The 25,798-nt window shown below is 64.2% G+C and carries 28 protein-coding genes; 6 read left to right on the forward strand and 22 right to left on the reverse strand.

What is annotated here, in order from left to right; translation table 11 throughout:
- Positions 1-2 precede the first annotated feature (2 nt).
- From ABIC03_RS03480 to ABIC03_RS03495, 4 genes are read right to left on the reverse strand one after another with little or no spacing between them, the layout of a single operon-like run.
- Positions 3-686: a 4-carboxy-4-hydroxy-2-oxoadipate aldolase/oxaloacetate decarboxylase gene (locus tag ABIC03_RS03480; protein WP_354055549.1), complete on the reverse strand. Its 684-nt coding sequence runs from the start codon at positions 684-686 to the stop codon at positions 3-5.
- Positions 683-1,396, reverse strand: coding sequence for a PIG-L deacetylase family protein (locus ABIC03_RS03485; protein ID WP_354055551.1), 714 nt, complete (start codon positions 1,394-1,396; stop codon positions 683-685). Before ABIC03_RS03485 ends, ABIC03_RS03480 begins: the two co-directional genes overlap by 4 nt.
- Positions 1,397-1,446: 50 nt before the next feature.
- Complete coding sequence (locus ABIC03_RS03490) at positions 1,447-2,331, reverse strand: amidohydrolase family protein (protein ID WP_354055553.1); 885 nt, start codon at positions 2,329-2,331, stop codon at positions 1,447-1,449.
- A gap of 29 nt (positions 2,332-2,360) precedes the next feature.
- Complete coding sequence (locus tag ABIC03_RS03495) at positions 2,361-3,071, reverse strand: TetR/AcrR family transcriptional regulator (protein ID WP_354055555.1); 711 nt, start codon at positions 3,069-3,071, stop codon at positions 2,361-2,363.
- Between the two features lie 104 nt (positions 3,072-3,175).
- Here ABIC03_RS03495 and ABIC03_RS03500 point away from each other — a divergent pair, with 104 nt between their 5' ends.
- Positions 3,176-4,156: a tripartite tricarboxylate transporter substrate binding protein gene (locus ABIC03_RS03500; protein ID WP_354055557.1), complete on the forward strand. Its 981-nt coding sequence runs from the start codon at positions 3,176-3,178 to the stop codon at positions 4,154-4,156.
- Positions 4,157-4,242: 86 nt separating this feature from the next.
- Here the strand turns inward: ABIC03_RS03500 and ABIC03_RS03505 are convergent, their stop codons facing one another.
- Complete coding sequence (locus ABIC03_RS03505; RefSeq protein WP_354055559.1) at positions 4,243-5,391, reverse strand: mechanosensitive ion channel family protein; 1,149 nt, start codon at positions 5,389-5,391, stop codon at positions 4,243-4,245.
- Between the two features lie 125 nt (positions 5,392-5,516).
- Here ABIC03_RS03505 and ABIC03_RS03510 point away from each other — a divergent pair, with 125 nt between their 5' ends.
- Positions 5,517-6,767, forward strand: coding sequence for a DUF763 domain-containing protein (locus tag ABIC03_RS03510; protein WP_354055561.1), 1,251 nt, complete (start codon positions 5,517-5,519; stop codon positions 6,765-6,767).
- 37 nt (positions 6,768-6,804) lie between these two features.
- Here the strand turns inward: ABIC03_RS03510 and ABIC03_RS03515 are convergent, their stop codons facing one another.
- The 8 genes from ABIC03_RS03515 to ABIC03_RS03550 form a co-directional block, all read right to left on the reverse strand.
- Complete coding sequence (locus ABIC03_RS03515) at positions 6,805-7,047, reverse strand: hypothetical protein (RefSeq protein ID WP_354055563.1); 243 nt, start codon at positions 7,045-7,047, stop codon at positions 6,805-6,807.
- A gap of 34 nt (positions 7,048-7,081) precedes the next feature.
- Positions 7,082-7,345 carry a hypothetical protein gene (locus ABIC03_RS03520; RefSeq protein ID WP_354055565.1) on the reverse strand — a complete coding sequence of 88 codons (264 nt, stop codon included), beginning with the start codon at positions 7,343-7,345 and terminating at the stop codon, positions 7,082-7,084.
- Between the two features lie 15 nt (positions 7,346-7,360).
- Positions 7,361-7,588, reverse strand: a complete 228-nt coding sequence (locus ABIC03_RS03525; RefSeq protein WP_354055567.1) for a hypothetical protein — start codon at positions 7,586-7,588, stop codon at positions 7,361-7,363.
- A gap of 3 nt (positions 7,589-7,591) precedes the next feature.
- Positions 7,592-7,792, reverse strand: coding sequence for a hypothetical protein (locus tag ABIC03_RS03530; RefSeq protein ID WP_354055569.1), 201 nt, complete (start codon positions 7,790-7,792; stop codon positions 7,592-7,594).
- 13 nt (positions 7,793-7,805) lie between these two features.
- The gene (locus tag ABIC03_RS03535) at positions 7,806-7,988 is read right to left on the reverse strand and encodes a hypothetical protein (protein ID WP_354055571.1); all 183 of its coding nucleotides are present in this window, start codon (positions 7,986-7,988) and stop codon (positions 7,806-7,808) included.
- Positions 7,989-8,126: 138 nt separating this feature from the next.
- Positions 8,127-9,398 (reverse strand): cytochrome P450, encoded by a 1,272-nt coding sequence (locus ABIC03_RS03540; RefSeq protein ID WP_354055573.1) that lies wholly within the window; start codon positions 9,396-9,398, stop codon positions 8,127-8,129.
- Positions 9,399-9,508: 110 nt separating this feature from the next.
- Positions 9,509-9,835 (reverse strand): hypothetical protein, encoded by a 327-nt coding sequence (locus ABIC03_RS03545; protein ID WP_354055575.1) that lies wholly within the window; start codon positions 9,833-9,835, stop codon positions 9,509-9,511.
- 106 nt (positions 9,836-9,941) lie between these two features.
- On the reverse strand, positions 9,942-10,715 hold the full coding sequence (locus tag ABIC03_RS03550; protein WP_007608907.1) for a ferredoxin--NADP reductase: 774 nt from the start codon (positions 10,713-10,715) through the stop codon (positions 9,942-9,944).
- 156 nt (positions 10,716-10,871) lie between these two features.
- Here ABIC03_RS03550 and ABIC03_RS03555 point away from each other — a divergent pair, with 156 nt between their 5' ends.
- Complete coding sequence (locus ABIC03_RS03555; RefSeq protein ID WP_354055577.1) at positions 10,872-12,068, forward strand: amidohydrolase family protein; 1,197 nt, start codon at positions 10,872-10,874, stop codon at positions 12,066-12,068.
- 108 nt (positions 12,069-12,176) lie between these two features.
- Positions 12,177-12,866, forward strand: coding sequence for a hypothetical protein (locus ABIC03_RS03560; protein WP_354055579.1), 690 nt, complete (start codon positions 12,177-12,179; stop codon positions 12,864-12,866).
- 5 nt (positions 12,867-12,871) lie between these two features.
- On the opposite strand, the gene ABIC03_RS03565 is transcribed toward ABIC03_RS03560, so the two are convergent.
- The 9 genes from ABIC03_RS03565 to ABIC03_RS03605 all read right to left on the reverse strand — a co-directional run bounded on the left by ABIC03_RS03565 (position 12,872) and on the right by ABIC03_RS03605 (position 21,499).
- A complete protein-coding gene (locus ABIC03_RS03565; protein ID WP_354055581.1) occupies positions 12,872-13,261 on the reverse strand; it encodes a hypothetical protein in 390 nt (129 codons plus the stop codon).
- A 41-nt stretch (positions 13,262-13,302) separates the two neighbouring features.
- Complete coding sequence (locus tag ABIC03_RS03570) at positions 13,303-13,758, reverse strand: MarR family winged helix-turn-helix transcriptional regulator (RefSeq protein ID WP_007592445.1); 456 nt, start codon at positions 13,756-13,758, stop codon at positions 13,303-13,305.
- A gap of 14 nt (positions 13,759-13,772) precedes the next feature.
- The gene (locus ABIC03_RS03575; protein WP_027517314.1) at positions 13,773-14,477 is read right to left on the reverse strand and encodes an ABC transporter ATP-binding protein; all 705 of its coding nucleotides are present in this window, start codon (positions 14,475-14,477) and stop codon (positions 13,773-13,775) included.
- Entirely contained in the window at positions 14,474-15,265 is a 792-nt protein-coding gene (locus ABIC03_RS03580; RefSeq protein ID WP_354055583.1) for an ABC transporter ATP-binding protein, read from the reverse strand. Before ABIC03_RS03580 ends, ABIC03_RS03575 begins: the two co-directional genes overlap by 4 nt.
- Positions 15,262-17,151: an ABC transporter permease gene (locus tag ABIC03_RS03585; RefSeq protein ID WP_354057490.1), complete on the reverse strand. Its 1,890-nt coding sequence runs from the start codon at positions 17,149-17,151 to the stop codon at positions 15,262-15,264. Before ABIC03_RS03585 ends, ABIC03_RS03580 begins: the two co-directional genes overlap by 4 nt.
- Before the next feature lie 157 nt (positions 17,152-17,308).
- Positions 17,309-18,511: an ABC transporter substrate-binding protein gene (locus ABIC03_RS03590; RefSeq protein ID WP_354055585.1), complete on the reverse strand. Its 1,203-nt coding sequence runs from the start codon at positions 18,509-18,511 to the stop codon at positions 17,309-17,311.
- A 25-nt stretch (positions 18,512-18,536) separates the two neighbouring features.
- Positions 18,537-19,121, reverse strand: a complete 585-nt coding sequence (locus tag ABIC03_RS03595; protein ID WP_211399699.1) for an amino acid synthesis family protein — start codon at positions 19,119-19,121, stop codon at positions 18,537-18,539.
- A 27-nt stretch (positions 19,122-19,148) separates the two neighbouring features.
- Positions 19,149-20,045 carry a UPF0280 family protein gene (locus ABIC03_RS03600; RefSeq protein ID WP_354055588.1) on the reverse strand — a complete coding sequence of 299 codons (897 nt, stop codon included), beginning with the start codon at positions 20,043-20,045 and terminating at the stop codon, positions 19,149-19,151.
- Complete coding sequence (locus tag ABIC03_RS03605) at positions 20,042-21,499, reverse strand: 6-hydroxynicotinate reductase (protein ID WP_354055590.1); 1,458 nt, start codon at positions 21,497-21,499, stop codon at positions 20,042-20,044. The genes ABIC03_RS03600 and ABIC03_RS03605 overlap by 4 nt, the downstream gene beginning before the upstream one ends.
- 283 nt (positions 21,500-21,782) lie before the next feature.
- Between ABIC03_RS03605 and ABIC03_RS03610 the strand changes: the two genes are divergently transcribed.
- Positions 21,783-22,265, forward strand: coding sequence for a (2Fe-2S)-binding protein (locus tag ABIC03_RS03610; protein ID WP_354055592.1), 483 nt, complete (start codon positions 21,783-21,785; stop codon positions 22,263-22,265).
- The gene (locus ABIC03_RS03615; protein WP_354055594.1) at positions 22,265-25,795 is read left to right on the forward strand and encodes a molybdopterin cofactor-binding domain-containing protein; all 3,531 of its coding nucleotides are present in this window, start codon (positions 22,265-22,267) and stop codon (positions 25,793-25,795) included. Before ABIC03_RS03610 ends, ABIC03_RS03615 begins: the two co-directional genes overlap by 1 nt.
- Positions 25,796-25,798: the final 3 nt, after the last annotated feature.

Below are 25,798 nucleotides of genomic sequence, written 5' to 3' on the forward strand. Positions count from 1 at the left end.
CTTCAGACATCCTCGGGATTGTCGACATAGACGAGCCCCGCCTTCGCCAAGGCCTCACGCATGCTGTACATGTCGAGGCCCAGCTCGCCCGAAGCCAGCCGCTTGCGTTTGCCGCCTTCGTCCGCGTTGCGCTTCTTCGCCTTCTCGGCGACCTCGGCTGCGTAGCGCTTCGGCACAACCACGACGCCGTCGTCATCGGCCACGATGATGTCGCCGGGGTCGACGTTGACGCCGGCGCAGACCACGGGGACGTTGACCGAGCCGAGCGTGGCCTTCACTGTGCCCTTGGCCGAGACCGCGCGCGACCACACCGGAAACTTCATCTCGTGCAGTGCCCTGACGTCGCGGCAGCCGGCATCGATGATCAACCCCTGCACGCCGCGCGCCTGCAGCGAGGTGGCGAGCAACTCGCCGAACATGCCGTCGGTGTTGTCGGTGGTGCAACCGACGACGAGAACGTCGCCCTTTTTGCACTGCTCGACCGCGACATGGATCATCCAGTTGTCGCCGGGCTGCGCCAGCACGGTGACGGCAGGACCGGCGATCGCCGCGCCCGGCCACACCGGCCGCAGATAAGGCTTCATCAGGCCGATGCGGCCATAGGCCTCGTGCACGGTCGAGACGCCGTACTCCGCCATGGCGGCGGGATCGGCACGCTCAATGTTGCGAACGACGACCGGCCTCATGCCAGCTCCTCCGCTACCGTCGGGAACAAGCGCTGATAGGCCTCGCCATAGGTCATCGGCACACCGGTGTTGCGGCTGCCCTGGATGCCGCGATTGAGCGCAACGCGCTCGTAATAGCCCCAGAGATGCTTCTGCGCGGCAAGGATCTGGAATGCCTCATACTTATCCTTCCAGACCTCGTCGATCTTGAGGAGCAGGTCCGGCTTGTAATTGCATTGCTCCGGCTGGTGCGGCTCGAACAGGAACACCGGCGGCGCCGAATATTTGTACTGCGCGCCTGGCTTGTGGCCCATGGCCTGCGCGACCACGCGGGTTTCCTGCGCGAAATGCGCCGCGTTCGGATGATCGAAATTATACGGGTCTTCCAGCGCGTGCGTCAGCACGAAGCTCGGATTGAGCTTGCGGTAAATGTCGACCATGCGGTCGAAATGCGCTTCGTTAAGCTTCAGCGGATAGTCGCCGCAATCGAAGAACTCGATCTCGGCTCCGAGCAGCTTGGCAGCACGTTCCGCCTCGTCCTTCCGGCCAGCCTTAACCGATTCCGGCGTCGCGCCCTTCTCCTTCCAGGCGAACTGGCTCTCGCCGCGCTCGCCGAAGGACAAGCAGACAATCTTCATGCGATAGCCCTTCTTCGCATGCAGCGCGATGGCACCGCCGGCGCGCCAGACGAAGTCGCCGGGATGGGCGGTGACCACGAGACCTGTTTTCATGGCTTATTCCCCTCTTTCCTTGATGAGCAATTTATCGAGCACGGACACCGTCATTCCTCGAACTCGAACAGGCGGGCTGGATTATCGACGAGGATCTTCTGCTGATACTCCGGCTCCGGCGCGAACAGCGGGATCAGGTCGACGAGATCGCCGTCGTTCGGCATCGCCTTGACGTTGGGATGTGGCCAATCGGTGCCCCAGATGATCCGGTCGGGCGCGGTCTCGACGATCTTTCGCGCGAACGGCACCGCGTCGGTGAACGGCGGACCCGCCGATGACACCCGCTCCGAGCCGCAAATCTTCACCCAACATTTCTCGTCGCGCTGCATCAGCTCGATCAGGATCTTGAACGGAAGCTGATCGAGCCCTTCGGACGCCTTCACCCGTCCCATATGATCAATGGTGTAGCTCAGCGGCAGCCTTGTCAGCATGTCGGCATATTCAGGCAGGTCGATCGCGTCGAAATGCAGGTCGACGTGCCAGCCCAGCGGCGCGACCATCGCGACGATACGGTCGAACACGCTTTTGTCGGGGACGCCGCCGAGATGGCGGACGAAATTGAAGCGGCAGCCGCGGAAACCACCCTCGTGCAGCACGCGAAGCCCGCGCTCCGTGATGGTGTCGTCGATATTGGCGACCGCACGGTAGGCCCCGTTGCTCTGCGCGATGGCGTCCAGCGCCACCGTGTTGTCGGTGCCATGCACGCTGGCATTGACGATGACGGCACGCTCGACCCCGAGCTTGGCATGCAGCGCGCGGAAATCCTCGAGCGGAGCATCCGGCGGCGTATAGGAGCGGTCCGGCGCATAAGGATATTTCGCGCCGGGGCCGAAGATGTGGCAATGCGCGTCGCAGGACAGTTTCGGCAGCCTGAACTTCGGCGTGCGCGTGTCCGGATCGGGCGGCGGAATGGTCGGCGTGTACATCATTGCCATCAGATAAACCGCCGAACGAGACCGTGTCTTTAAGTCTTGCTGCTGACGACGGGCCGCCGCCGTGCCGGCGCAGCCTGATCGAGCGCCGGCGCCTGGAACGCGGCCACGGTGGCTTGCACCAATTGCTCGATGGCGGTTGCGGCATCGCTGCCGTCGGCCTCGCCGCGCGACAGGCGGGAGACGCGATCCGGCGTCACCAGCGAATAGTAGAGCGCGCCAAGCAGAAAGTGGCTGCGCCAGACGATGTCGGTGCGCGGAACGTGCGGCAGGCTGTCGTGAATCGCGTCGATGAAGGCGTGGCTGGTGTCATCAAACGTCTGCGCGATGATCTTTCGTGTGACCTCGTTGCCCTCCGCGGACATCACCGCGCGCAGGCGCGTGAACCGCGCCCCGCCCCCGGCTAGATCACTGCCTGAGGTGAAGGCCGGCGCGACATAGGCCCGCACCACTGCTTCGAGCCGGTCCTGGAGATCGCGCACGCGTTTGGCGGCCGCGAGCAGCTCGGAACGGCGCAAATTCATCGGCCCGCAATGGCGCCGGTAGATCTCCAGCAGCAGGCCGTCCTTGGTCTTGAAATGATAGGTGACGCTGCCGGGATTGGCGCCGGCGGCCTGTGCGATATCGCGCACCGACACGGCGTTGAAGCCGTTGGTAGCGAACAACTCCTCGGCCGCAGCGAGGATAGCCTCGCGCATGTTCGGCTTGCGGGCCGTTTCCTTGCTGGCGGGGTTGCGCATCATGTGATTTGTACTATCGTACAAAAGATCAGGTCTCGTCAACAAGAACCGCGGGCGCGTCCGGACGGCTCGAAAGCCGACGGTCCGCCCGCAAGGAGTGCTGGAAAATGCCGGGTTTGAACAAGAAGATCGGCGGCTTGATGCTGGGTGCCGGTCTGCTGTTGGGAGGCGGCGCGGCGCAGGCCGCCGACAGCTATCCGAGCAAGCCGGTTCACATCCTGGTGCCCTACGCGGCCGGCGGCGCGGTCGACGTACTCGCGCGCACGCTTGGGCAGGCATTGGCGAAGACCTGGGGCCAGCAGCCGGTGGTCGACAACCGCCCCGGCGCCGGCGGCATCGTCGCCTCGCAGGCACTGACGCAGGCCGCCCCCGACGGCTACACGCTGATCCTGGTCGCGAGCGGTCATCCCCTCAATCAGTTCATTTATCCGAGCGTGCCCTACGACACGTTTAGGGATTTTACCGCGATCACCGAAGTCGCCTCCTCGCCGCTCGCGATCGTCGTCGCCAAGGACAGCCCCTACAAGACACTCGGCGATCTCCTCACTGCGGCGAAGAAGGAGCCGGACAAGCTCTCCTACGGCATGTCCGGCAACGGCACCTCGGCCCACCTCGCCGGTGAGCTGTTGAAATACATGTCCGGCACCAAGATCGTCGCGATCCCTTACAAGGGCGGCGCGCCCGCGCTGACCGCCGTAATCGCCGGTGACATCCCGCTCAGCATCAATCCGCTTGCGGAGGCCATCGGCCAGATCGAAGGCGGCCCGGTGCGCGCACTCGCGGTGACCTCGGCCGAACGCTCCAAGGCGCTGCCCAATGTTCCGACCATCGCCGAGTCGGGCGTGGCAGGTTACGACGTCTCCGTCTGGTGGGGCGTTCTCGGCCCGGCGAAAATGCCGCCGGAGATCGTGGCGAAGCTCGAAGCCGATCTGAAGGCGGCGCTGCAGGACCCGAACGTTCTGTCGACGCTCGGCAAGATCGGCGCAGCCCCTGTCGGTTCTTCGTCCAAGGAATTCGACGCCTACATGCACGCCGAGGCGATCAAATGGGAGCCAGTGCTGAAGGCCGCCGACATCCGAGCGCAATGAGACACTTCACATGAGCACCGGCGCGCTCGACACGATCCAGTAGCGGGCAGCCTTGCGCGGCGCCACGAAGGCGACGCGCGAGCAGGTCAATTGCGTGCGCTCGCCCGCATCTTCTCCGGCGGCGCGGGACGCCGCGCGAAATCGGCATCGTCATCGCCTCCTCCCGACGGGATCAGGATTGCGCGCTCGCGCGGCAGCGCTTCCGGCATCTCGTCGCGGATGAAGGCGATGAGCTTCTCTCTCATCTCGCAGCGCAAATCCCAGGACTGCGGCGCGTTCCTTGCGCTGACGAGGGCGCGAAGTTCGATGGTGCGAGAATCCGCGTCGATCACCTGGAGATTGACCACCTCGCCGTCCCAGAGCTTGGACTCCTTCACTGCTTCTTCCAGCCAGCGCCGGATCCGCGGCACGTCGGCGCGATAATCGACGTGGAGGGCGATCACGCCGATCAGGGACGCGGTGTCGCGGGTCCAGTTCTGGAATGGCTTTTCGATGAAATAGGACAGCGGCACCACCATGCGGCGCCAATCCCACAGCCGGATCACCACATAGGTCGAGGCGATGTCCTCCACCCAGCCCCACTCGTTTTCGATGATCACGGCGTCCTCGATGCGGATCGGCTGGGTGATCGCAATCTGCAAGCCCGCGATCAGGTTGCTCAGCAGCGGACGGGCGGCAAGACCAACGATGATACCGGCTGCGCCGGCCGAGGCGAACAGGCTGACGCCGTATTGCTTCACCGAATCGAACGTCATCAGCGCAGTCGACACCGTGATGACGACGATGATGGTGTCTGTGACCCGCTTGAACACCCGCACCTGCGTGACGTGCTTGCGCGCAACGAGATTCTCGGTGACGTCACGAAAGTTCTGGAGATAGCGCGCCGCGCTCATGTCGACGATCCGGATCGATATCCAGCCGATCAGGGCGATGAAAGCCACGACGAACACGCGCATCAGCGGCGTGCGGATGATGTCGTCGAGCGGCGCAAGCGGCAGAACCAGCGCAACCGCAGCAAGACACAGGGCTAGCCTAGCTGGACCTGCGGTACGCTCGATGAACACAGCCAGCAAAGGGAGGCGGGTTCCGAAGGCACGATTGAGGAGCCATACCGCGACCCGATACAGGAACAAAGTAAGCAGGATCGCGATGACAATCAAGCTGAGACCGACGAACCAGGAAGGCACCCAGCCAAGCATCTCGTCGAGGTCGGCCACAATTGCTTGCAGATTCATGCGTCTCCCCGCGTTGCATTAGCGTCCGCGCTCAACGCATTTAGAGCGGCTTCGCTCCCGCACTCGGTGCAATGCAGCATCCCCTTGGTGCATCCGTCGTCGAATTGCGCTATTTCTGAGCAATCATGACTCGACGGACCGGCAGCGCCGACCTTCCTCTTCACACCGGCCGGGTTCCACCCTGGCTGGCCACCCGCATGTCCTCGCTCGGCGCGATCGTCACGCAGGCGATCGTGCATCACTACGGACGCGATGCATTCCTCCAGCGGCTCTCGCACCCGTTCTGGTTCCAGTCGTTCGGCGCCGTGATGGGGATGGACTGGCACTCCTCGGGCATCACGACCTCAGTGATAGGCGCGCTGAAGCGAGGTCTAGGCCCCCTCCAGGATGAGCTCGGAATCTATGTCTGCGGCGGGCGTGGCCAGCACTCGCGCAAGACCCCGGACGAACTGATGCAGCTCGGCGACCGCGTCGGCTTCGACGGCGCAAAGCTCACGCGTGCGAGTCGCCTTGTGGCGAAGGTGGACAGCGCCGCGGTCCAGGACGGTTTCGACCTTTATCTGCACGGCTTCTTCGTCACCGCCGACGCCAAATGGACTGTGGTGCAGCAGGGCATGAACGGCGACAAGCGACAGGCTCGCCGCTATCACTGGCATTCCGAGGCGCTGAAGAGTTTTGTCGATACGCCGCACAGCGCGATCGACGGGCCGCTGCAGGGCGAGATCGTCAACCTCACCGACCATCGCGCCGATATCTCGCGCACCGCACAGCTCCAGCTCCTGAGCGATCTCGGCCCGGATCGCATCCTTTCCGAATTCGAGCGGCTCACCGGGACTGCGCCCGAGCCCGCGCAAGCGATGCTGCCGCACCTGACCATGCCGGCACATCACGACGTCCGGCCGAAGGACGTGTTCGCGCGCCGCTTGCACGGCACACTCGCGGCCGCCGCCGAGCGCGGCCCGGTCGATTTTCCGGAGCTGCTGCTGACGCCCGGCGTTGGCGCGCGTACCGTGCGTTCGCTGGCGATGGTCGCCGAAGTCGTACACGGCGCGCCTTACCGCTTCAATGATCCCGCCCGCTTCTCGCTTGCCCACGGCGGCAAGGACCGGCATCCCTACCCTGTCCCGATCAAGGTGTACGACGAGACCATTCGCGTGCTGAAGGGCGCGATCCAGAACGCAAAGCTCGGACGCGAGGAAGAGATGCAGGCCATCAAGCGCCTCGACGACCAGGCGCGGCGGCTGGAGCGAACCGCGCACGGGCCGTCGGTCGAAGCCTATATCGCCGGAGAGCGTGCGGCCTCTCCCGATCTCGACGGCCGCTCCGTGTTCGGCTGGGAGCGTGATCTCGGGCCGACAAAAAAGCGGACCGGCTGAAGACCGGTCCGCAAGTTTAGCGGGAGGAGCGCCTCTCTCAGGTATCGTCGTCCTTCGATTCCTCATCGAGCCGGTTAGCCGAGTGATCCTGATATTGATCCGTCTGGATCGACTTGCCGTCCATGCCGCGAATGTCCGAATGCTGCTTCTTGTCGCGGTTCGAGAGGACCATGTTGTCGCCGATCTTGTCCTTGGGGACGTCCGTCATGGCGCCGGTACCGTCGCCTTTGCCGTGCATGCCCGATCTGAAATGCGTCTTGCTGCCATGACCACCTGGCATCTTTTTCTCCTCTTGCTTTGATCGTCGGTGAGGCTCAGTGCTTCTGCTGTGCCGGCGTTGGTTTCGGCGGCTTGTGGCCGCTCTGGCCGGTATCGTTGTGCTTGTTGTGGTCGCTTTCCTGGTTGAGGCCGCCCCGGCTCACCGGAAATTCACTCTGCCGCGCCCCAGGTCGCGCTCGGTGAACCGCCGTGCCCTCGGGATTGTGGCCGAGGGCCCGTTCAAGCTCTCGCGCGTCTGGAACATCCGGCTTGCGCTCGAGGATGCGAACCTGTTGCTCGTGGGTCTTCTTGCCTTGCATGCTTGTCCTCCAGAGCTAGCGGCCTCTTCGGTGGGCGCCGCTGCGTGCGACGTCCTTGTCGATACCGCCAGCGGCGTTCACGTCGTTCTCGACGTCGCCTTCGATCGTGTTCTCGCCCAGGGCGTCCTCGAGGTCCTCAGGCGAGATACCGGCCATTGTTGCGCCCTTCGATCCGCCGATCGTGGGGTTGTCGTGCAGATCCTTTTCGGTCGGTGCATAGAGTTTGGGTTGCTTATTGGTCATGTCTCACCTGCCTCCGCCTTTTCCGGCCTCGTCATGCCTGTGGTGTGAATCGTGCTCGCCACCTCCGCCGGAGACGCGGCTGTGCTTGCGCTGCGGGTCGTCCGCCGGTGGCTTCTTCACTTCGAGCGGTGTCTTCGCATTCTCGTGCGATGCGCCAGGTCCGCCCTGACGGATGCTGTTTGGTGTCTTGGTGGATGTCGACATGAAGGTCCGCTCCTCAGCGATCTTGCTGATAGCCTTGGTTGGTGGTGTTCTGCTTGATGTTGCCCTGCTGCCCTTGCTGATCCGGATCTTGCGCACGCTGCTGGCCGCGCGGGGCAGTCGAGGACACTTGCTTGGCGTCGCCGGTTCCCTTCGGGCTTTGGTTCTCGGCGGGAACAGGTGGCATCTTGCCAGTCATGATGCTGTCTCCTGTTGTTGGTTCTGCGACATCGACCGGAGGAACTCATCCGGCTTCCGATGTCCCAAAAACAACTAAAGCAGCGACATGCCGTTCCTAGCGACCGGGTACAGAAAAATTTCCGAGGGCGTGTAAGTCTCAGCACGCCGCTGGCTGGGAACGAACCATCATCGATTCAGCTGACGCTGTCGTCTGTGCTCTGTAGCCGTCCGGCACGACAGGGAGGTTCGCGATCGCACGCATGCCCGGTCGCTTGCGCCAGTGGATCTGAGACCCGTCCACAGCAAAGCCAAGTTTCGGCCATCGCACGAACAGCGCTTCCAGGGCACACGCTGCCTCGATCCGGGCCAGCTGATGGCCAAGGCAGAAATGGATTCCCGTTCCGAAGGAGATGTGACGGTTCGGCTTGCGCGCGAGATCGAGGCTCTCGGGACGATCATGCATCGCCGGGTCCATGTTCGCGGCGGCGAGCATCACCATGACGCGATCGCCCTTCTTCAGACGCACGCCCGCAAGCTCGATATCCCGCCTCACATAGCGCGGCTTCGAGAACTGCACCGGCGACACGAAGCGCAGGAATTCCTCCACCGCGAGCCCGACGCGGCTCCAGTCCTGTGCCAGCCAGTCGCGGAGTCCAGGATTTCTGAGGAGTTCGTAGACCGAACCGCTGATGAGATGCGTGGTGGTCTCCGAGCCCGCCGCGAGCAGCAGGAACACCATCGACACCATTTCGTCTGGCGTGATCTGGCCGCCCTCACGCTCGACCTGGACCAGCTCCGCGATCAGGCCCTCGCCGCCCCGCACGCGGGCAATCTGCAACTGCCGTTCGAGATAGGCTCGCATCTTGCGGAACGCGAACAGCATGCGGAAGAAGCTGGCGACGTTCGTGAGCGAGGACATTGTATTGGCCCAGGCGATGAAGCGAGATCGATCGGCCAATGGCAATCCAAGCAGCTCGGAGATCACCGCAAGCGGCAGGATGCGGGCATACCGCTGGACGAGATCGGCCGGGCTTCCTGCCATGAACAGCTCGTCGGCGAGACCATCCGCGACGGCGCGGATACGCGGCTCCATCGCGACGATCGCGCGGCGGCGGAAGGCCTCGTCCACGATGCTGCGCAGCCTCGTGTGGTCCGGTTCGTCCATCGTCAGCATGTTGCTGGCGATGGTTCTGACGTAGTTCGGCATCCACCAGCGCAAACCTGCGACGTCGCCATCCTCCTTGCGCAGCGTGAAATCGGCGCCGTCTTTCAGGACTTGCGCCGTGGCCTCATGGGTCGTGGTGATCCAGACGTCGCCGACGAAAGGAAATCGCGCCGCGACCACAGGACCGGACATGCGCAACGTTGCGATCGCCTTGGGCGGATCGCGAAAGAAGGCCTCGCTGGTGAAATCGAGGCGTGGTGCCATGTGATCACCGGAGCGGTTGATGGCGTCTCAGCGAGATGGTGCGTGTCATTGCCCACGCAAGGGGTGCGGAACCTCCGCTTCGGCATCGCTGCAGGCGCAAGAGTCGAGTCTCACCCCCGCCCAGGCGAACGCGGGCCGATCTTGCGCTGCTGCTGATTGGTGTAGGCGTCCCAATTGCTCCAGCTGCCATTGCTGAGGCTCTGCAGGTCGGTGGTGAGCGGACGGCGCGTGCGCTTGTCGTGATCGGCGATCACGCGCTCAGATTGCAAGATCTTGCGCTTGAGTTCCCCGACCGCCTTCTGGGTCTGGCCGTTCCGCTTCGAAGACGCGATCTCGCCCATCGTGAAGCGCGCGGTCTCAAGTGCCTTCAACTCGGCGCGGTTCTTCTTCAACTGAACCCGGTGCCAGGCGATGTTGCTGTCGCTGTCCGCAACCATGGGGGAACTCCGCTGATTCGCTCCCGCAGTGTATCGCGTGCCGAATCGGCGCCGCAACGGGCGCACGGCGGCGAAAATACGGTCTTATTGCGCGGGAGTTCCGAGCCTAGCGCTCGGCGAAGGCCTTTTCGACCACGAATTGGGCCGGCTCGCCGTGATTGCCCTCGATCAGCCCCCGCTCGCCAAGGAGCACGCGGGTATCCGCCACCAGCGCCGGGCTGCCGCAGATCATGACGCGGTCGTGGGCGGCTTCCAAGGCCGGCAGGCCGATATCGGAAAACAGCTTGCCCGAGGTGATGAGGTCGGTGATGCGGCCGCGATTGCGGAAGGGATCGCGCGTCACGGTCGGGTAGTAGATCAACTGGTTGCGGATGTACTCGCCGATCAGCTCGTCCTTCGGCAGCGTCTCGGTGATCATCTCGCCATAGGCGAGCTCCTTCACGTGCCGGCAACCGTGCAGCAGCACGACTTTCTCAAAGCGCTCGTAGGTTTCGGGGTCCTTGATCACGCTCAGGAACGGCGCAAGGCCCGTACCGGTGCCGATGAGGTAGAGGTTGCGACCGTCCTCCAGATTGTCGATGACCAGCGTCCCGGTGGCCTTGCGGCTGACGATGATCTCGTCGCCTTCCTTCAGATGCTGGAGCCGCGAGGTGAGCGGGCCGTCCGGCACCTTGATCGAGAAGAACTCCAGCGTGTCCTCGTAATTGGCGCTGGCGACGCTGTAGGCCCGCAGCAGCGGCTTCTCGCCGACCTTAAGTCCGATCATGGTGAATTCGCCGTTGCGGAAGCGGAAGGTCGGGCTGCGGGTGGTCTTGAAGGAGAACAGCGTGTCGGTCCAGTGGTGGACGCTCAAAACGGCTTCCTGATTGAAATTGCTCATCTCACCCTTCCGTGGCGCGTCGTGGCGGTTCTCAAGGCGGCAGCTATGCGTCGTTTGTACACAATCATTTGTATACTAATGAATAATCCGGCTTGATCCCGCGGTCAAGGCTGCCCAAGATCGGAAGCGTTGCAGTTAAGGACAAGGACCCATTCCATGGCGCATGACGCACCCCAGGCCACCGGACCCTCGAAGCTCGTGATCCGCAATATCGGCCTGATCCTGTCCGGCGCGCTGGAAAAGCCGATCCTGGACGGCGACACCATCGTCGCCGAGAACGGCAAGATCACCGCGATCGGCCGCTTCAAGGACCTCAACACCGAGGACGCAACCACCATCGTCGAGGCCAACGGCACCACGGTGGCGCCCGGCCTGATCGACAGCCATGTCCACCCTGTTGCGGGCGACTGGACGCCTCGCCAGAACCAGATCGGCTGGATCGACAGCAATTTGCATGGCGGCGTCACCACGATGATTTCCGCCGGCGAGGTGCATATGCCCGGCCGCCCGCGCGACGTCGTCGGGTTGAAAGCGATGGCAATTTTCGCACAGCGCGCATTCTGGAATCTGCGGCCTGGCGGCGTGAAGGTTCACGCCGGAGCGCCCGTGATCGAATGCGAGATGGTCGAGGAGGACTTCAAGGAGTTGGCCGCAGCCGGCGTCAAGCTGCTCGGCGAAGTGGGCCTGGGCGGCGTCAAGGACGGCCCCACCGCGCGAAAAATGGTCGGTTGGGCCCGCAAATACGGCATCCAGAGCACGATCCACACCGGCGGTCCCTCGATTCCCGGCTCCGGCCTGATCGACAAGGACGTGGTGCTGGAGGCCGACACCGATGTGGTTGGCCACATCAATGGCGGCCACACGGCCCTTCCCGACGACCAGATCCGCTGCATCTGCGAGGGCTGCAAGCGCGGCCTCGAACTCGTGCACAACGGCAATGAGCGCTCGGCGCTGTTCACGTTGCGCATCGCGCGCGAGATGGGCGATCTGCATCGCGTCATCCTCGGCACCGACGCGCCGGCCGGCTCCGGCGTACAGCCGCTCGGCATTCTCCGGATGGTCTCGATGCTGTCCTCGCTTGGCGACCTGCCGGCCGAGGTCGCGTTTTGCCTAGCCACCGGCAACACGGCGCGGATGCGCGAATTGGATTGCGGCCTGATCGAAGTTGGCCGTTCCGCCGACTTCGTCATCATGGACAAGGCGCAGCACTCGGCCGGCAAGAACATTTTGAACAGCGTGCAGCTCGGCGACCTCCCGGGCATCGGCATGACCATTATCGACGGTATCGTGCGCACCCAGCGCAGCCGCAACACCCCACCGGCCGGCAGGGTGCCCGAGGTGGTGGCGAAGTGACGCAGCCGGAGCGGCTCGCCGCTCCGCGCGGTCCCCTGAAAGCATTGAACAAGTCACCAGCCTGCTGCGTCTAACGCAGGCAGTTCATTGCTGGACGTCGAGGCAGACATGAAGAATTCGTCGCGGATTGCTGCCGGCGTTGCCGGTGCGGTCGGAGGTTATGTCGCGACCTTTGTGCTGTTTTCGGTGCTCGATCTGGGCAACCGGGCGGACCCGATCACGTCTGGTCTGTTGGCACTGTTCGTCTACTCACCCGTCGGCGCGATCGCTGGCGTGGTGCTTGCCAGCTGGCTGGTGACGCGTTCCGGCGCGGATGTAAGCAATAGCGGTCTCGCCCGCAACAGCCTGAAGTCGCTCGGCGTCGTCGCCCTGCTCTGCGTTGCCGCTACGGCCACTTACATGGGCGTCGCGTACATGACGGCCACACCCTGGCTCAACCGGAACGGCGCCACTCCCCTGCTCGTGTTCGAGGTTCGCCTTCCGGCCGGCGCAACGGTGCCGAAATCACCGCAAGACATCACTATCGAATTGCAGACCGACCTCAACACCATGCCGGGCGAATTGAACCCGGCCGGCTTCCATCGTGACGGCGATCAGCCCGTTATCGCAGGCGAAGTCGAACTGGCGTTCCGAACCTCGCACCGGCAGCTCGCCGTCAACATCCAGGGACAGCCCAGCCGAGTGTACCCGATCGGACTGACGGCCTGGGCTCCGCATACGCCGGAGTTCGGAACGTGGCGACGGCTCGCCGACGGCAGCGAAATCCGCTATCGCGCCAAATGGCCAGGGAAGACGTAAGGGCCTCACCGCGGTTTTGCGATTTCACAACGCACATAGGTCTGGCGCTTGCTTGGCCCGACCGGGCTGTTGTCCATCACCAGCTTGCCGTCCGCTGCAATGGAAACCCGGGGACTGGAGCGATACTTCTCGCCCTCACCTTCGCAGGCGAGCTTCATTTTCCAGGCGAGCTTCCCATCGGCAGTGATCTCACTGGCGCGGCACCGGGTCTCGTACCAATAGAGGCGGTTGCCGCCCTCGATGCTCATGCGGTTGGCACTGTCCTGGTCGCGGCAATCCTTTTTGGTTGACGCCCAGAACCCCTCATAGGCTTGCGCCGCCAGGGCGGGAGCACACTGGCTTGCCAGCACCACACTCATACTCAGAGCCATCGCAAAGCGGGTCGTCGCTCTCATATCAAAACCTCGACAAGTCCTTCACCGAGGTTAGTCGCGCCTCAGCGCAGCTTGTTCAACAGGGCCATCAGCATCTCGCGCTCCTTTGCCTCGAGCGGCGCCAGTGTCTCCCGTGTGATCGCGAGCGCATTCGGCGCCACCTTTTCCGCCAGCTGCTGCCCGGCGCGCGTCAGGCTGACCAGAAGTCGCCGTCCGTCCTCGGGATCCTGGCTGGTCTCGGTGAGGCCGCGCGCCGTCAAGCGATCGATCACGCCCTTGATGGTCGCCACATCCATCGCCGTCAGCCGTCCAAGCTGGTTCTGCGAGCATGGCCCGGCTTCGGCGAGCTTCGACAGCGCCGCCCATTGCGTCGGCGTAATATTAGTGCCGATCTCGCGAGAGAAGATCGCGCTGTGGCGCTGCCAGACCTGGCGAAGGATGAAGCCAACCTGCTCATCGAGCACGTAAGGCGGCTTTGCCGGTTTGACGCTTTTCTTCGCCGCGACGCTTCTCGCCATCCGCTCCCCACTCCCTACAACGACAGATGCGCGTCGCGGATATCCGGACGCGCGTCGAGCTCGGCCATGGTGCCGCCGAAACAGATGCGGCCGCGCTCGATGATATAGGCCCGATCGGAGATCAGCCGCGCAAAGTGCAGATTCTGCTCGGAGACGACGATGCTGACGCCCTCCTTCTTCATGGTCAGGATGGCATCGACCATCTGCTCCACGATCTTCGGCGACAGGCCTTCCGAGGGCTCGTCCAGCAGCACCAGCGACGGATTGCCCATCAACGTGCGTGCGATGGTGAGCATCTGCTGCTCACCGCCGCTCATGCGGCCGCCCGGGCGATTTTTCATCTCGCCCAAGTTTGGGAACAGCGAAAACAGCTTGTCGCGGGTCCAGTGCGGCGCGTTCGGGCGCTTCGGCTGGCGGCCGACTTCGAGATTTTCTTCTACCGTCAGGTCGGTGAAGATACGCCGCTCCTCCGGCACGTAGCCAAGCCCGTCCCGCACGATCTCATGTGTCGGACGCGCCGAGACATCCTTGCCTTCGAACATGATCCGTCCCGAGCGCTGCGCGACGAGCCCGACGATCGAGCGGAACGTCGTCGACTTGCCGGCGCCATTGCGGCCGAGCAACGCCACCACTTCCCCCTCGCCGACCTCGAAACCGATGTCGAACAGGATATGGGCCGGCCCGTAATGACTATTGAGCCCCTCGACCGTGAGCTTCATACCGCTGCTCCCTCGCGATGCCCGGCCTCGTAAAGGAGGCCCTCGCCGAGATAGACCGCCTGCACCTGCGGATTGCCGCGCACCTCCGCCGGCGAGCCCTCGGCGATCAGCGTGCCGCGGTTGAGCACGATGATGCGGTCGGCGTGCTCGAACACCACGTCCATGTCGTGCTCGGTGAAGAGAACGCCGATCGATTTTTCACGGGCGATCTGCGCGGTCAGCCGCATCAAATCGACGCGCTCGCGCGGCGCCATGCCGGCGGTCGGCTCGTCCATCAGCAGCAGCTTTGGCTGGTTGGCGAGCGCGACGGCGAGCTCGAGCCGCTTGAGATCGCCATAGGCAAGCTCGCCGCAGGGACGATCCGCATAGCCGCCCATGCCGACCAGCTCGAGCAGTCGCCCGGCTTCGCCGCGGTCGAAGTTCGGCGCCGAGCGCCAAAGATTGAACAGCTGCTTGCCGTGCGAGATCAGCGCGACCTGCACGTTCTCGCGCACCGTCATGGTCGCGAAGGTCGCCGTGATCTGGAAGGTGCGGCCCACGCCCATCCGCCAGATCTCGCGCGGCTTCCTACCGGTCGTGTCTTCGCCGAGCAGGCGGACGTGGCCGCTATCAGGCTTGTTCTGTCCGTTGAGCATGTCGAAACAGGTGCTCTTGCCCGCGCCGTTCGGTCCGATCAGCGCCAGGATTTCGCCGGCGCGTAGCGAGAACGAGACGCCGCGCACGGCGTGGACGCCGCCGTAGGATTTGGTCAGTCCTTCGACCGCAAGAAGTGGGGGGGCGAGGCTCATTCGGCGGACTCGATCGGCTTGGCAAGCAAGGGTGCCCCCGGCGGCGACGTCTTCCTGCGGCGCTGCGCCAGCATCTCCAGCATGCCGACGATGCCCTTGGGGAAGACGACGACGATCAGAACGATGAAGCCGCCGAGCACGAGTTTTGACAGGTCGGTCTGGCTGACCAGCCAGATGTTCAAAGCCTTGTAGACGATGGCGCCGATCACTGCGCCCGACACGGTCTCGACGCCGCCGAGCAGCACCATGACGAGGGCATCGACCGAGAGCGAGATGCCGAGATTGTCCGGGAAGACGCTGCCCTTGAGGTAGGCGAACAGCGCGCCGCCGATGCCGGCGGTCGTGCCCGCGATCACGAAGGCCGTCCATTGGATCCGCTTGGCGTTGATGCCGACCGCTTCGCTGCGCAGCACCGAGTCGCGCGTCGCCCTCAGCGCATAGCCGAACGGCGAGAACGCCATCGCCCGCAACGCGATCGTCACGAGTGCCGCAATGCCGAGCGACAGCCAATAGAAATGCGATGGGCTCGCCGCCCAGCTCGCCGGCCAGACGCCCAGAATGCCGTTGTCACCGCCGGTGACGCTCACCCACTGGAACGCGATCGACCAGACGATTTGCGCGAAGGCGAGCGTCAGCATCGCAAAATAGACGCCGGAGAGCTGCACCGCGAAGAAGCCGAACACGGCAGCCCCCATGCAGCCGAGCAGCGGACCGAGCAACAGGCAGACGATCATCGGCAGTCCCGCCATCTTGGCCAGGAAAGCAACGCCGTAAGCGCCGAGGCCGAAATAGGCGGCGTGGCCAAAGGAGGCGAGTCCTCCGACCGACATCAGGAAGTGCAGGCTGACGGCGAAGATCACTGAGATCGCGATCTCCGAGCCGACGGTCAGTGCATAATTGCCGGCAAACAGCGGCAGCGTCGCCGCGATGACGAGCGTTGCAAGCGCAGCCAGCCGCTCGTTCGACGTCAGCGGTCGCCAGGGATTGACGGTGAGACCCGGCGTCTTGCGCGCGGGGGCCTCGGGCCTGCCGAACAGGCCCCAGGGCCGCACGATCAGCACCGCCGCCATCACCAGGAAGACCAGGATGATGGAGATTTTTGGAAAGATCAGGATGCCGAAGGCGTTGAGCTCGGAGACCAGCACCGCCGCGACGAAAGCGCCGATGATGCTGCCGAGGCCGCCGATCACCACGACGACGAAAACCTCGACGATGATACGCAAATCCATCGCATGATGCACGGCATCGCGCGGAATCTGGAGCGCGCCGCCGAGCGCGGCCAGGAAAACGCCGACCGCAAACACGGATGTAAACAGCCATTTCTGGTTGACGCCGAGCGCTGCGACCATGTCGCGGTCCTGCGTCGCTGCGCGCACCAGAACGCCCCAGCGCGTGCGCTGAAACAAAAGCCAGAGAATGCCGAGCACGACCGGGCTGAGCACGATCAAGAATAAATCATAGCTCGGGATGTTTTGGCCGAAGAAGTCGATCGCCCCCTTGAAGCCGGGTGCACGGCGTCCCACGAGATCGTCTGGGCCCCAGATCAGGACGACGAGGTCCTCAACCATCAAGGTCAGGCCGAAGGTCGCGAGCAGTTGGAACAGCTCGGGCGCGTGATAAATGCGCCGGAGCAGCACCATCTCGACAATGACGCCGATCACCGCCACGGCAAGCGCTGCGATGACGATCCCGCCCCAGAATCCGAACGTCCCCGATAGGCGCTCCGTCAGTGTGAAGGCGATATAGGCGCCGATCATGTAGAAGGCACCGTGCGCGAAATTCACGATCCGCGTTACGCCAAAGATGATCGACAGGCCCGACGCCACCAGAAACAGCGACGCTGCGCTGGCGAGACCGGTCAGAAACTGTACGACGTAAAAGGCCATCGGCGGTCCGGGTTGGTGTTGCATCACCTCTCCCCGCTTGCGGGGAGAGAGAGCTTCGTAGGGTGGGTTAGCGCAGCGTAACCCACCTCTTGTGGTCCTGCGGGTACAGACCGTGGTGGGTTATGCCTGCGGCTAACCCACCCTACGGCAGCGGAGATCAATCCTTCGGACGCAGCTTCTCGACTTCGGCATCACTTGGCAGATAGTCCGCGCCCTTCTTGTAAGACGAGTCCACCATCACGCCCTTGCCGTCCTTCAGCGCGGTCTTGCCGACATAGGCACCGAGCGTCGACTGGTGATCGATCTTGCGGAAGGTGATCTCGCCCAGCGGCGACGGCATCGACAATCCTTCCGCCGCAGTGATCAGCTTCTCCGGATCGGTCGAATTGGCCTTCGCCAGGATCGCCGCCGCAGACTTGATGGTCTGGTAGCCGACGATGGAGCCGAGACGCGGATAGTCGTTGTACTTGGCCTGATACGCCTTCAGGAACGCGTCGTGCTCGGGCGTCTTGATCGAGTACCAGGGATAGCCGGTGACGATCCAGCCCTCGGGCGTCTCCTCCTTGAGCGGGTCGAGATATTCGGGCTCGCCGGTCAGGAAGGACACAACTTCGCGGCCCTTGAACAGCCCGCGGGTGTTGCCTTCACGCACGAGCTTCACGAGGTCGGCGCCGAAGGTGACGTTGAGGATCGCTTCGGGATTGGCCGCTGCAACCGCCTGCACCACCGGGCCCGCGTCGATCTTGCCCTGCGGCGGCCACTGCTCGTCGACCCACTGGATGTCGGGCCGCTTCTCCGACATCAGCTTCTTGAACACCGCGACCGCGGACTGGCCGTATTCATAGTTCGGCGCGATCGTCGCCCAACGCTTTGCCGGCAGCTTGCTGGCTGCTTCCACCAGCATAGCCGCCTGCATGTAGTTGGAAGGGCGCAGTCGGAACGTGTATTTGTTGCCCTTGGACCAAGTGATGGCGTCCGTCAGCGGCTCGGCCGCCAGGAAGAATACCTTCTTCTGGTTGGCGAAGTCGCTGACCGCAAGACCGATGTTCGACAGGAACGTACCCGTCAACATCGCCACGCCCTCGCTCGACACCAGCTCGTTGGCCGCGGTCTGCGCATCCGCCGGCTTGCCGCCGTCGTCTTTGGAGACGACGACAAGCTTCTTGCCGTTGATGCCGCCGGCCGCGTTGATCTCTTCGACCGCGAGCTGCCAGCCCTTGCGATAGGGCTCGGTGAACGCCGGAAGCAACGAATAACTGTTGATCTCGCCGATCTTGATGTCCTGCGCCAGAGCCGAATGAGCCATGCCGCTCGCCAACAGCGCAAATGCCGCGCCGGCGAAATAGTTCTTTGCTCGCATCCCAACCTCCACTTTTCTGAAAAGATTAACGCAGTCCGTCTTCGCCCTTGATCTCCGCAGCCGTCAGCCCGCCGACGCGCGGCAAAGGACGGCCGCTGTCGGTAACGGCGACCGCCACCATGATTTCGTTGGCGCGCGGCGCGTCGTTGATCTGCACTTCCATGCCGTCGAAATGACTGCGCACGAAGGCTGCATCCTTGTGGCCCAGCGGAATGTCCAGCGTCGTGCCGGGTCCACTGCGCTTCTTCGACGACGGGATCAGCGCAGCGCCCTTGCTCAGCACTTTGCGCACCGGCGCGCCCATTTTCGGGTGAAGGATGGCGGCTGCATGCTCCAACTCGCCGTTCTCGCCGACGGCCGCGGCCTTGCCATAGCTCTGCGCCTTGGACCCGTCGATGCCGAGCGCCGCCACCGCGCGCTTCGATAGCAGCTCGCCGAGCTCTTCGCCAATCGCGATCAGCGGCGAGAGATCCTCGACATACTTTCCAGCAAACGGGTTCTCAATCACGGCGATTGCCGCCGCACGCCGCGTCGGCGGCGAGACCTGGCGGCCCATCTCCATCTGCGTCTCTTCGACGACGGTGACGATCTTGCGGATGATCGCGCTCATGATTGTTTCCTCAAGCCGCTTCCCTGTTCAGGCATGAACCGCGTTCTCCGGCACAAACTGGCGCGGTCGTTGCCGTTCAATATCCTTGGTCCCGATGACAAGCATATCACCACAAAGCTGCAGCACGGCACTCTCGATCAATCCGCGATCGAATAATTGCCGTGCACATTCCGCGCCAGATTCGAGCGCGGTGGTGATCTCGTTCTGCGACAATCCACCAACGTTGCGGGTCACGAGCCGCCCGCCGAGATCGCTGTCGGGCTGAAGTTCGTTCGCAGGTTTTCGGATGACCGCGGGATGCCCCGGCAGATCGACGGCGTTTGCAATGATCGTCGCAGCCGCATCGGCTTGCGACGCCGTTCCGGCCAATACGGTCACCGCATCGGCAATCCCGAGCGAAAAGCTGCGGCCGTGCCGTCCACTGGTCGCAATGCCGCGCACGGGATCATCGGCGTCCACTCTGATCGTCCGTATCACGCCGTCGCGATCGGGCCGATCCATCAGGCCGACCGAAAAATGCTCGCCCTCGACGAGATGCAGGGCGATGTCGCCGCCATTGTTGACATAGGCCCGATCGAGCGATGCCGCACCCAGCATCGCGCCCAACACCTCCTCCGCCACGCTGCCGGCCACAGCGGCCATCGGCGTGATGAAGCCATCAGCGGCATAGGGCGCCGCCGCGGCGTGCATGCGACGCGCCACAACGCCTACCAACGAGGTCCGCCCCTCGACGGCAGCCCGCAACTCCGGCAGTTCCGCGCAGAGCTCGTCGAGCAAACCCGTGAAGCGCTGCGCGGCCGCCTCATAGGCTGCATGCACTGCGTCGGCGGCCCCCCTCGCCTCGACGATCAGATCAATCGGTCCATCCTGCAAATGCAGCCGCCGGCCGTCAGACAGCAACGCGATTTGCGGAAGCCTTGTCATGCCCGAGGTCCCGGAATCGGGTTCTGCCAAGGCAATTGGCGGACATCGTCGCCGCCCTGAACTTCGGAGAGCGGTTTCACATAATCCATGTGCCCGCCGAGCGCTGCATAGTCCGACAGCTTCATCGTGAATTCGATCGGCGCGACCAGCGCGGGCGTCGGCACGTAGCCGAACGCCCCCGCAGGCATCTGCGTCACGTCGACCATGTAGGTGATGCCGCCGCCCGGCCAGACATAGACCGGTGCGCCGCCACTGGTGACGCGCGTCAGCGCGTCCTTCACCGAGCGCGTCAGCCGCACCGGATTGTCGGTCACGCCCGCCCGCAAGGATCCACCGGCGCCCGCCATGAACAACACCGTACACAGCGCCGGTTCGCAATTCTCCTGAATGCGCTCGACCGAGAACTTGAGGTCGTCCGGCATCTCGGTCTCGACCGGCTTCAAGGTCTCGTCGAGCACGTAATAAGACGAATGCTCGCCGGTAGTGGAGACCATCAGCATGGAAAGACCGGCCCTGGCTTCCTTGGCGTCGAACGGTCCCAGGATTGCGAGCGGATCGGAGATATTGGTGCCGCCCCAACCCGTGCCGGGATCGGCGACCTGGAAATAGCGGCCGGGCGTCGAGCGCCGCCCTTTCATCTTGATGCCGGTGTCTGCGATGTCGAGCAGCTTGCCGGCCTGGTGCTCGCTAAGCACGCCGGTGATATGGTCGTCGACCACGACGACCTCGTCGACCTTGCCGTGCCATTGCTTGGCGAACATGCCGATCGTCGCCGAGCCGCAGCCGACGCGCATGCGCTCTTCTTTCATGCCGTTGACGATCGGCGGCTGGCCGGCCTGCACCACCACGCTCGCGCCGCCGTCAATGGTGAGCTCGACCGCCTTGCAATTCGCCAGGTCCATCAGCGTGTCGCAGGTGACGCGGCCTTCCTTCTTGGAGCCGCCGGTCAGATGATGCACGCCGCCGAGCGACAGCATCTGCGAACCGTATTCGCTGGTGGTGACATGACCGACCGCCTCGCCTTGGGCACGGACGGTCGCGGTCTCCGGCCCGAGATAGCGGTCGGTGTCGATCTTCACCTTGATGCCGCAATAGGAGAAGATGCCCTCGGTGACGACAGTCACCATATCGACGCCGTCGACCTCCGCCGAGACGATGAACGGCGCCGGTTTGTAGTCGGGATAGGTCGTACCCGCCCCGATCGCGGTTACAAAGGTGGAAGGCTCGTGGACGATCTTGCCGTCCCAATCTTCGGTGCGGCTGAACGGAACGAGCTTGCCGCCATGCGACACGGTGCGCTCCAGGATCACATGCGGATCGACGCGGACGAGCTTGCCCTCGTGATTGGCATAGCGGTCGCAGGCGCCCGCCGCGCCCGGCTTGATGTAGCACATCACCGGACACGCATCGCAGCGGATCTTGTCGATGGCGGCGCTCGTAGGTTCAGTCACCATGTCAAAGCCAGCCGACAGTGCAGTTATCATTTGTACACGAACGATGTTGCGCGCCCTCCCGATGGCTGTCAAGCGGCGGTGCGGCGCAAAACATACGCCTGCCGCATAAAACCTCATTTGCCTATCCGCTCTGTCCACAAAGAAGGCATTCGCGCTGCACTGCGGCATGCACGGCTTGCACGTTTGTGTACAAACGGTATCGTCGCAACGTAGATTTTGAGCGAGCTTGGAATTTTCGCGACGCTTTGGCCGCGGCGCTCGACGAGTCGACTTGGGAACGAGGATGACGCAGACACCGATCCGCCTCACCGTGAACGGCAGAATCCACGAGATCACTGCGGCGCGAGACACGCCGCTGCTCTACGTGCTGCGCAACGATCTCGCGCTCAACGGTCCGAAATACGGTTGCGGCCTCGGTGAATGCGGCACCTGCACTGTCCTGATCGATGGCGCGGCGGCGCGCTCCTGCGTGATTCCGATCAGTGGCTGCGCAGGCCGCGACATCGTGACGCTCGAAGGGCTCGGTAGCCGCGACAAGCCGGACGTGGTGCAGCAGGCCTTCATCGACGAACAAGCCGCGCAATGCGGCTACTGTCTCAATGGCATGATCATGACGACCAAGGCGCTGCTTGCGATCAACCCGCGGCCCACCGAACAGGAGGCGCTGGCGGCGCTGCGCTACAATCTCTGTCGCTGCGGAACGCATATTGAAATTCTCCGCGCCGTGATGCGTGCGTCCGGCCACCTCGCCGAGGCCGGTGATTGATGGCCTCCCCGCATCCGAACGGAGCTGAGCTGCAATCCGGCTCGCTCGTCGTCGTCCGCACCGTGGACGAGTGCACCTCCGAGACCTTCGTCCGCATCACAGCGGACGGTTCGGTCACAGCCTACAATGGTCATGTCGATCTCGGTACCGGCATCCGCACGGCGCTTGGCCAGATCGTGGCTGAAGAGCTCGACGTCTCCTTTGCCCGCGTCGTCGTGGTGCTCGGCGATACCGCAACGGTGCCGAACCAGGGCGCCACGATCGCGAGCGAGACCATCCAGATCACCGCCGTTCCCCTGCGCAAGGCCGCCGCGCAGGCGCGACACTTTCTGATCGCACGTGCGGCCGAGCGCCTGGAACTGCCGGCAGCCGATCTCAGGATCGAAGACGGCCTTGTGCGCGGGCACGACAATCGCAGCGTCAGCTATGGCGAGTTGATCGGCGGAGAGACGATTCGTCTCGAGCTTGCCGACGATGTCGCCGTCAAGCAGGTCGGCGATTACGCCATTGTCGGCCAATCGATGCCCCGCGTCGACCTGCCGGCCAAGGCCACGGGCGAGCTGACCTTCGTGCACGACATCCGTGTAGCAGGCATGCTGCACGGCCGCGTGGTGCGCCCGCCCTATGCCGGCGTCGACGCCGGCCCGTTCGTCGGCACCAGCCTGATTTCGGTCGACGAATCCTCGGTGCGCGACATTCCCGGCATCATAGCCGTCGTGCGGATCGGCGATTTCGTCGGCGTCGTCACGGAGCGCGAGGAGAACGCGATCCGCGCGGCGGAGCAGCTTGCGGTGAGCTGGCGCCCGACGCCTGAACTAACGGATCTTTCCGACGTCGAGACGGCACTGCGAGCCAATCCATCGACACCGCGCACCCTGATCGACAAGGGTGACGTCGATGCTGCCATTGCCGGTGCGGCCAAGCCGATGCAGCGCACTTACGTCTGGCCATATCAGATGCATGCCTCGATCGGCCCGTCCTGCGCGGTCGCCGACTTCCAGGACGGCAACATCCGCGTCTGGTCGGGCACGCAGAATCCGCACGTGCTGCGCGGCGACCTGTCGCTGTTGATCGAGCGTCCCGAGAGCGAGATCGATGTCATCAGGTTGGAGGCCGCCGGCTGCTACGGCCGCAACTGCGCCGACGATGTCACCGCGGACGCGCTGTTGCTCTCGCGCGCGGTCGGCCGACCCGTGCGCGTGCAGCTGACGCGCGAGCAGGAGCACGCCTGGGAGCCCAAAGGCGCCGCGCAGCTCATCGACGTCAATGGCGGCCTGAACGCGGAGGGTGACGTCGCTGCTTACGATCTCGCCACGCGCTATCCCTCGAATGCCGCGCCGACGTTGGCGCTGTTGCTGACGGGGCGGATATCGCCGAAGCCGGACGTCCTCCAGATGGGCGACCGCACAGCGATCCCGCCTTACGATTACGACCACATGCGCGTCGTCGCCCACGACATGGCGCCGATCGTGCGCGCGTCCTGGTTTCGCGGCGTCTCGGCCCTGCCGAACACCTTTGCGCATGAATCCTATATCGACGAGGCCGCGACCGAGGCCGGCGTCGACCCGATCGAATATCGCCTGCGTTATCTGAAGGACCAGCGCGCCGTCGATCTCGTCAATGCGGTCGCCGAGCGCGCGGGCTGGACGCCGCGGCCAGTGCGCGAAGAGAAAGACGGCGAGATCCTGCATGGGCGCGGCTTTGCCTATGCGCTCTACGTCCACAGCAAATTTCCCGGCTATGGCGCGGCGTGGTCGGCCTGGGTCACCGACGTTGCCGTCAACAAGTCGACCGGCGAGGTCAGCGTCACGCGAGTCGTCGCGGGGCAGGACTCCGGATTGATGATCAACCCGGACGGTGTGCGCCACCAGATCCATGGCAACGTCATCCAGTCCACCAGCCGCGCGCTGATGGAGGAGGTCTCGTTCGAGCGCGGCGCAGTCGCGGCGCGGGAATGGGGCGCCTATCCGATCATCCCCTTCCCTGACGTGCCCAAGATCGACGTGTTGCTGCTGCCGCGGCCGGACCAGCCGCCGCTCGGCGTCGGCGAATCCGCCTCGGTCCCGAGTGCGGCCGCGATTGCGAACGCGATCTTCGATGCCACCGGCGTGCGCTTTCGCGAGCCGCCGTTCACGCCTGAACGTATCCTCAACGGGCTGCACGGCGGCGCCCCAGCCACGCCGCAGGCGCTGCCAGCTCCCGCTACGCCACAGCCATCCCGCATCTGGGAAAACCCCTTCGCCAAACGCGCCGGCATCTTCGCCACGATCGCGGCCGTCTGCACCGCGGCGATTGGCATCGGTGCGGCTGTTTTGCCCGGCCGCGCCATCGCGCCGATCGCGCGGCCCGACCCATCGGTCTATTCCGCAGCGACGATCGCGCGCGGGCAACAACTGGCCGCACTCGGCAATTGCGCGGAGTGCCACACCACGATCGGCGGTGCGCTCAACGCCGGCGGCCGCGCCCTGGAGACGCCGTTCGGCACGATCTACGCGACCAACATCACGCCAGATGTCGAGACCGGAATCGGCGCCTGGTCCTATCCCGCGTTCGAGCGCGCGATGCGCGACGGGCTGCATCGCGACGGACGGCAGCTCTATCCCGCCTTCCCCTACACGCACTTTTCGAAGACCGGCGATGCCGACATGCAGGCGCTCTACGCCTACCTGATGGCGCAGCCGGCGGTGCGCGCGACGCAGCCTGCGAATACGCTCGCCTTCCCGTTCAATCTTCGCCCGCTACTTGCCGGATGGAATGCGCTGTTTCACCAGACGCGGGAGTTCAAGCCTGATCCCGCCAAATCCGAAGTCTGGAATCGCGGCGCTTATCTCGTTGAAGGTCTCGGCCATTGCAGCGCCTGCCATTCGCCGCGCAACGCGCTCGGCGCCGAGCAGCGTGGCGCCTATCTCGCCGGCGGCTTTGCCGAGGGCTGGGAGGCGCCGCCGCTGACCTCGCTCTCGCACGCGCCGATCCCATGGAGCGAGGACGAGCTTTTCGCTTATTTGCGCACGGGCCAATCGCGATATCATGGCGTCGCCGCCGGACCGATGGCGCCTGTTGTCAGGGACCTCAAAGCCCTGCCCGACCATGACATCCGCGCCATGGCCGTCTATCTGAACTCGTTCAATGATACCGCGACCGGGACGCCGACGCAGGACGCACTCGCAACCAGGCTTGAAGCGTCAACGCAAGTCACGGTTGCTTCCTCCACAGGCGCGCGGCTCTATCAGGGAGCCTGCGCCGTCTGTCATGAGGTCGGCGGCCTGCCGCTGTTCGGCAGCCGGCCCTCGCTGGCACTCAACAGCAATCTGTACAGCGCCGCATCGGACAATCTCGTGCAAATCATCCTGCACGGCATCGCCGAGCCGGTGTCGAGCGATCTCGGCTACATGCCGGCATTCAAGAACAGCATGAGCGATACGCAGGTCGAGGAACTGGTCACCTTTCTGCGCAAGCAGTTTGCACCGGACAGGCCGGCGTGGACCGGCGTGAAGGAGACGATTGCGCGTGTGAGAGCCGCCGCGAACTAAGCG

It is taken from the genome of Bradyrhizobium sp. RT6a, assembly GCF_040547675.1.
Taxonomy (GTDB): domain Bacteria; phylum Pseudomonadota; class Alphaproteobacteria; order Rhizobiales; family Xanthobacteraceae; genus Bradyrhizobium.

Bases quoted from the DNA above. Each gene is read 5' to 3' on its own strand.
- ABIC03_RS03615 (WP_354055594.1), top strand. From the start codon at position 22,265: ATGGCCTCCCCGCATCCGAACGGAGCTGAGCTGCAATCCGGCTCGCTC.
- ABIC03_RS03595 (WP_211399699.1), bottom strand. From the start codon at position 19,121: ATGAGCGCGATCATCCGCAAGATCGTCACCGTCGTCGAAGAGACGCAG.
- ABIC03_RS03530 (WP_354055569.1), bottom strand. From the start codon at position 7,792: ATGTCGACATCCACCAAGACACCAAACAGCATCCGTCAGGGCGGACCT.
- ABIC03_RS03490 (WP_354055553.1), bottom strand. From the start codon at position 2,331: ATGGCAATGATGTACACGCCGACCATTCCGCCGCCCGATCCGGACACG.
- ABIC03_RS03495 (WP_354055555.1), bottom strand. From the start codon at position 3,071: ATGATGCGCAACCCCGCCAGCAAGGAAACGGCCCGCAAGCCGAACATG.
- ABIC03_RS03570 (WP_007592445.1), bottom strand. From the start codon at position 13,758: ATGGCGAGAAGCGTCGCGGCGAAGAAAAGCGTCAAACCGGCAAAGCCG.
- ABIC03_RS03590 (WP_354055585.1), bottom strand. From the start codon at position 18,511: ATGCGAGCAAAGAACTATTTCGCCGGCGCGGCATTTGCGCTGTTGGCG.
- ABIC03_RS03540 (WP_354055573.1), bottom strand. From the start codon at position 9,398: ATGGCACCACGCCTCGATTTCACCAGCGAGGCCTTCTTTCGCGATCCG.
- ABIC03_RS03550 (WP_007608907.1), bottom strand. From the start codon at position 10,715: ATGAGCAATTTCAATCAGGAAGCCGTTTTGAGCGTCCACCACTGGACC.
- ABIC03_RS03555 (WP_354055577.1), top strand. From the start codon at position 10,872: ATGGCGCATGACGCACCCCAGGCCACCGGACCCTCGAAGCTCGTGATC.
- ABIC03_RS03610 (WP_354055592.1), top strand. From the start codon at position 21,783: ATGACGCAGACACCGATCCGCCTCACCGTGAACGGCAGAATCCACGAG.
- ABIC03_RS03520 (WP_354055565.1), bottom strand. From the start codon at position 7,345: ATGCAAGGCAAGAAGACCCACGAGCAACAGGTTCGCATCCTCGAGCGC.
- ABIC03_RS03515 (WP_354055563.1), bottom strand. From the start codon at position 7,047: ATGCCAGGTGGTCATGGCAGCAAGACGCATTTCAGATCGGGCATGCAC.
- ABIC03_RS03545 (WP_354055575.1), bottom strand. From the start codon at position 9,835: ATGGTTGCGGACAGCGACAGCAACATCGCCTGGCACCGGGTTCAGTTG.
- ABIC03_RS03525 (WP_354055567.1), bottom strand. From the start codon at position 7,588: ATGACCAATAAGCAACCCAAACTCTATGCACCGACCGAAAAGGATCTG.
- ABIC03_RS03600 (WP_354055588.1), bottom strand. From the start codon at position 20,045: ATGACAAGGCTTCCGCAAATCGCGTTGCTGTCTGACGGCCGGCGGCTG.
- ABIC03_RS03505 (WP_354055559.1), bottom strand. From the start codon at position 5,391: ATGAATCTGCAAGCAATTGTGGCCGACCTCGACGAGATGCTTGGCTGG.
- ABIC03_RS03585 (WP_354057490.1), bottom strand. From the start codon at position 17,151: ATGGCCTTTTACGTCGTACAGTTTCTGACCGGTCTCGCCAGCGCAGCG.
- ABIC03_RS03500 (WP_354055557.1), top strand. From the start codon at position 3,176: ATGCCGGGTTTGAACAAGAAGATCGGCGGCTTGATGCTGGGTGCCGGT.
- ABIC03_RS03510 (WP_354055561.1), top strand. From the start codon at position 5,517: ATGACTCGACGGACCGGCAGCGCCGACCTTCCTCTTCACACCGGCCGG.
- ABIC03_RS03580 (WP_354055583.1), bottom strand. From the start codon at position 15,265: ATGAGCCTCGCCCCCCCACTTCTTGCGGTCGAAGGACTGACCAAATCC.
- ABIC03_RS03560 (WP_354055579.1), top strand. From the start codon at position 12,177: ATGAAGAATTCGTCGCGGATTGCTGCCGGCGTTGCCGGTGCGGTCGGA.
- ABIC03_RS03575 (WP_027517314.1), bottom strand. From the start codon at position 14,477: ATGAAGCTCACGGTCGAGGGGCTCAATAGTCATTACGGGCCGGCCCAT.
- ABIC03_RS03565 (WP_354055581.1), bottom strand. From the start codon at position 13,261: ATGAGAGCGACGACCCGCTTTGCGATGGCTCTGAGTATGAGTGTGGTG.
- ABIC03_RS03535 (WP_354055571.1), bottom strand. From the start codon at position 7,988: ATGACTGGCAAGATGCCACCTGTTCCCGCCGAGAACCAAAGCCCGAAG.
- ABIC03_RS03605 (WP_354055590.1), bottom strand. From the start codon at position 21,499: ATGGTGACTGAACCTACGAGCGCCGCCATCGACAAGATCCGCTGCGAT.
- ABIC03_RS03485 (WP_354055551.1), bottom strand. From the start codon at position 1,396: ATGAAAACAGGTCTCGTGGTCACCGCCCATCCCGGCGACTTCGTCTGG.
- ABIC03_RS03480 (WP_354055549.1), bottom strand. From the start codon at position 686: ATGAGGCCGGTCGTCGTTCGCAACATTGAGCGTGCCGATCCCGCCGCC.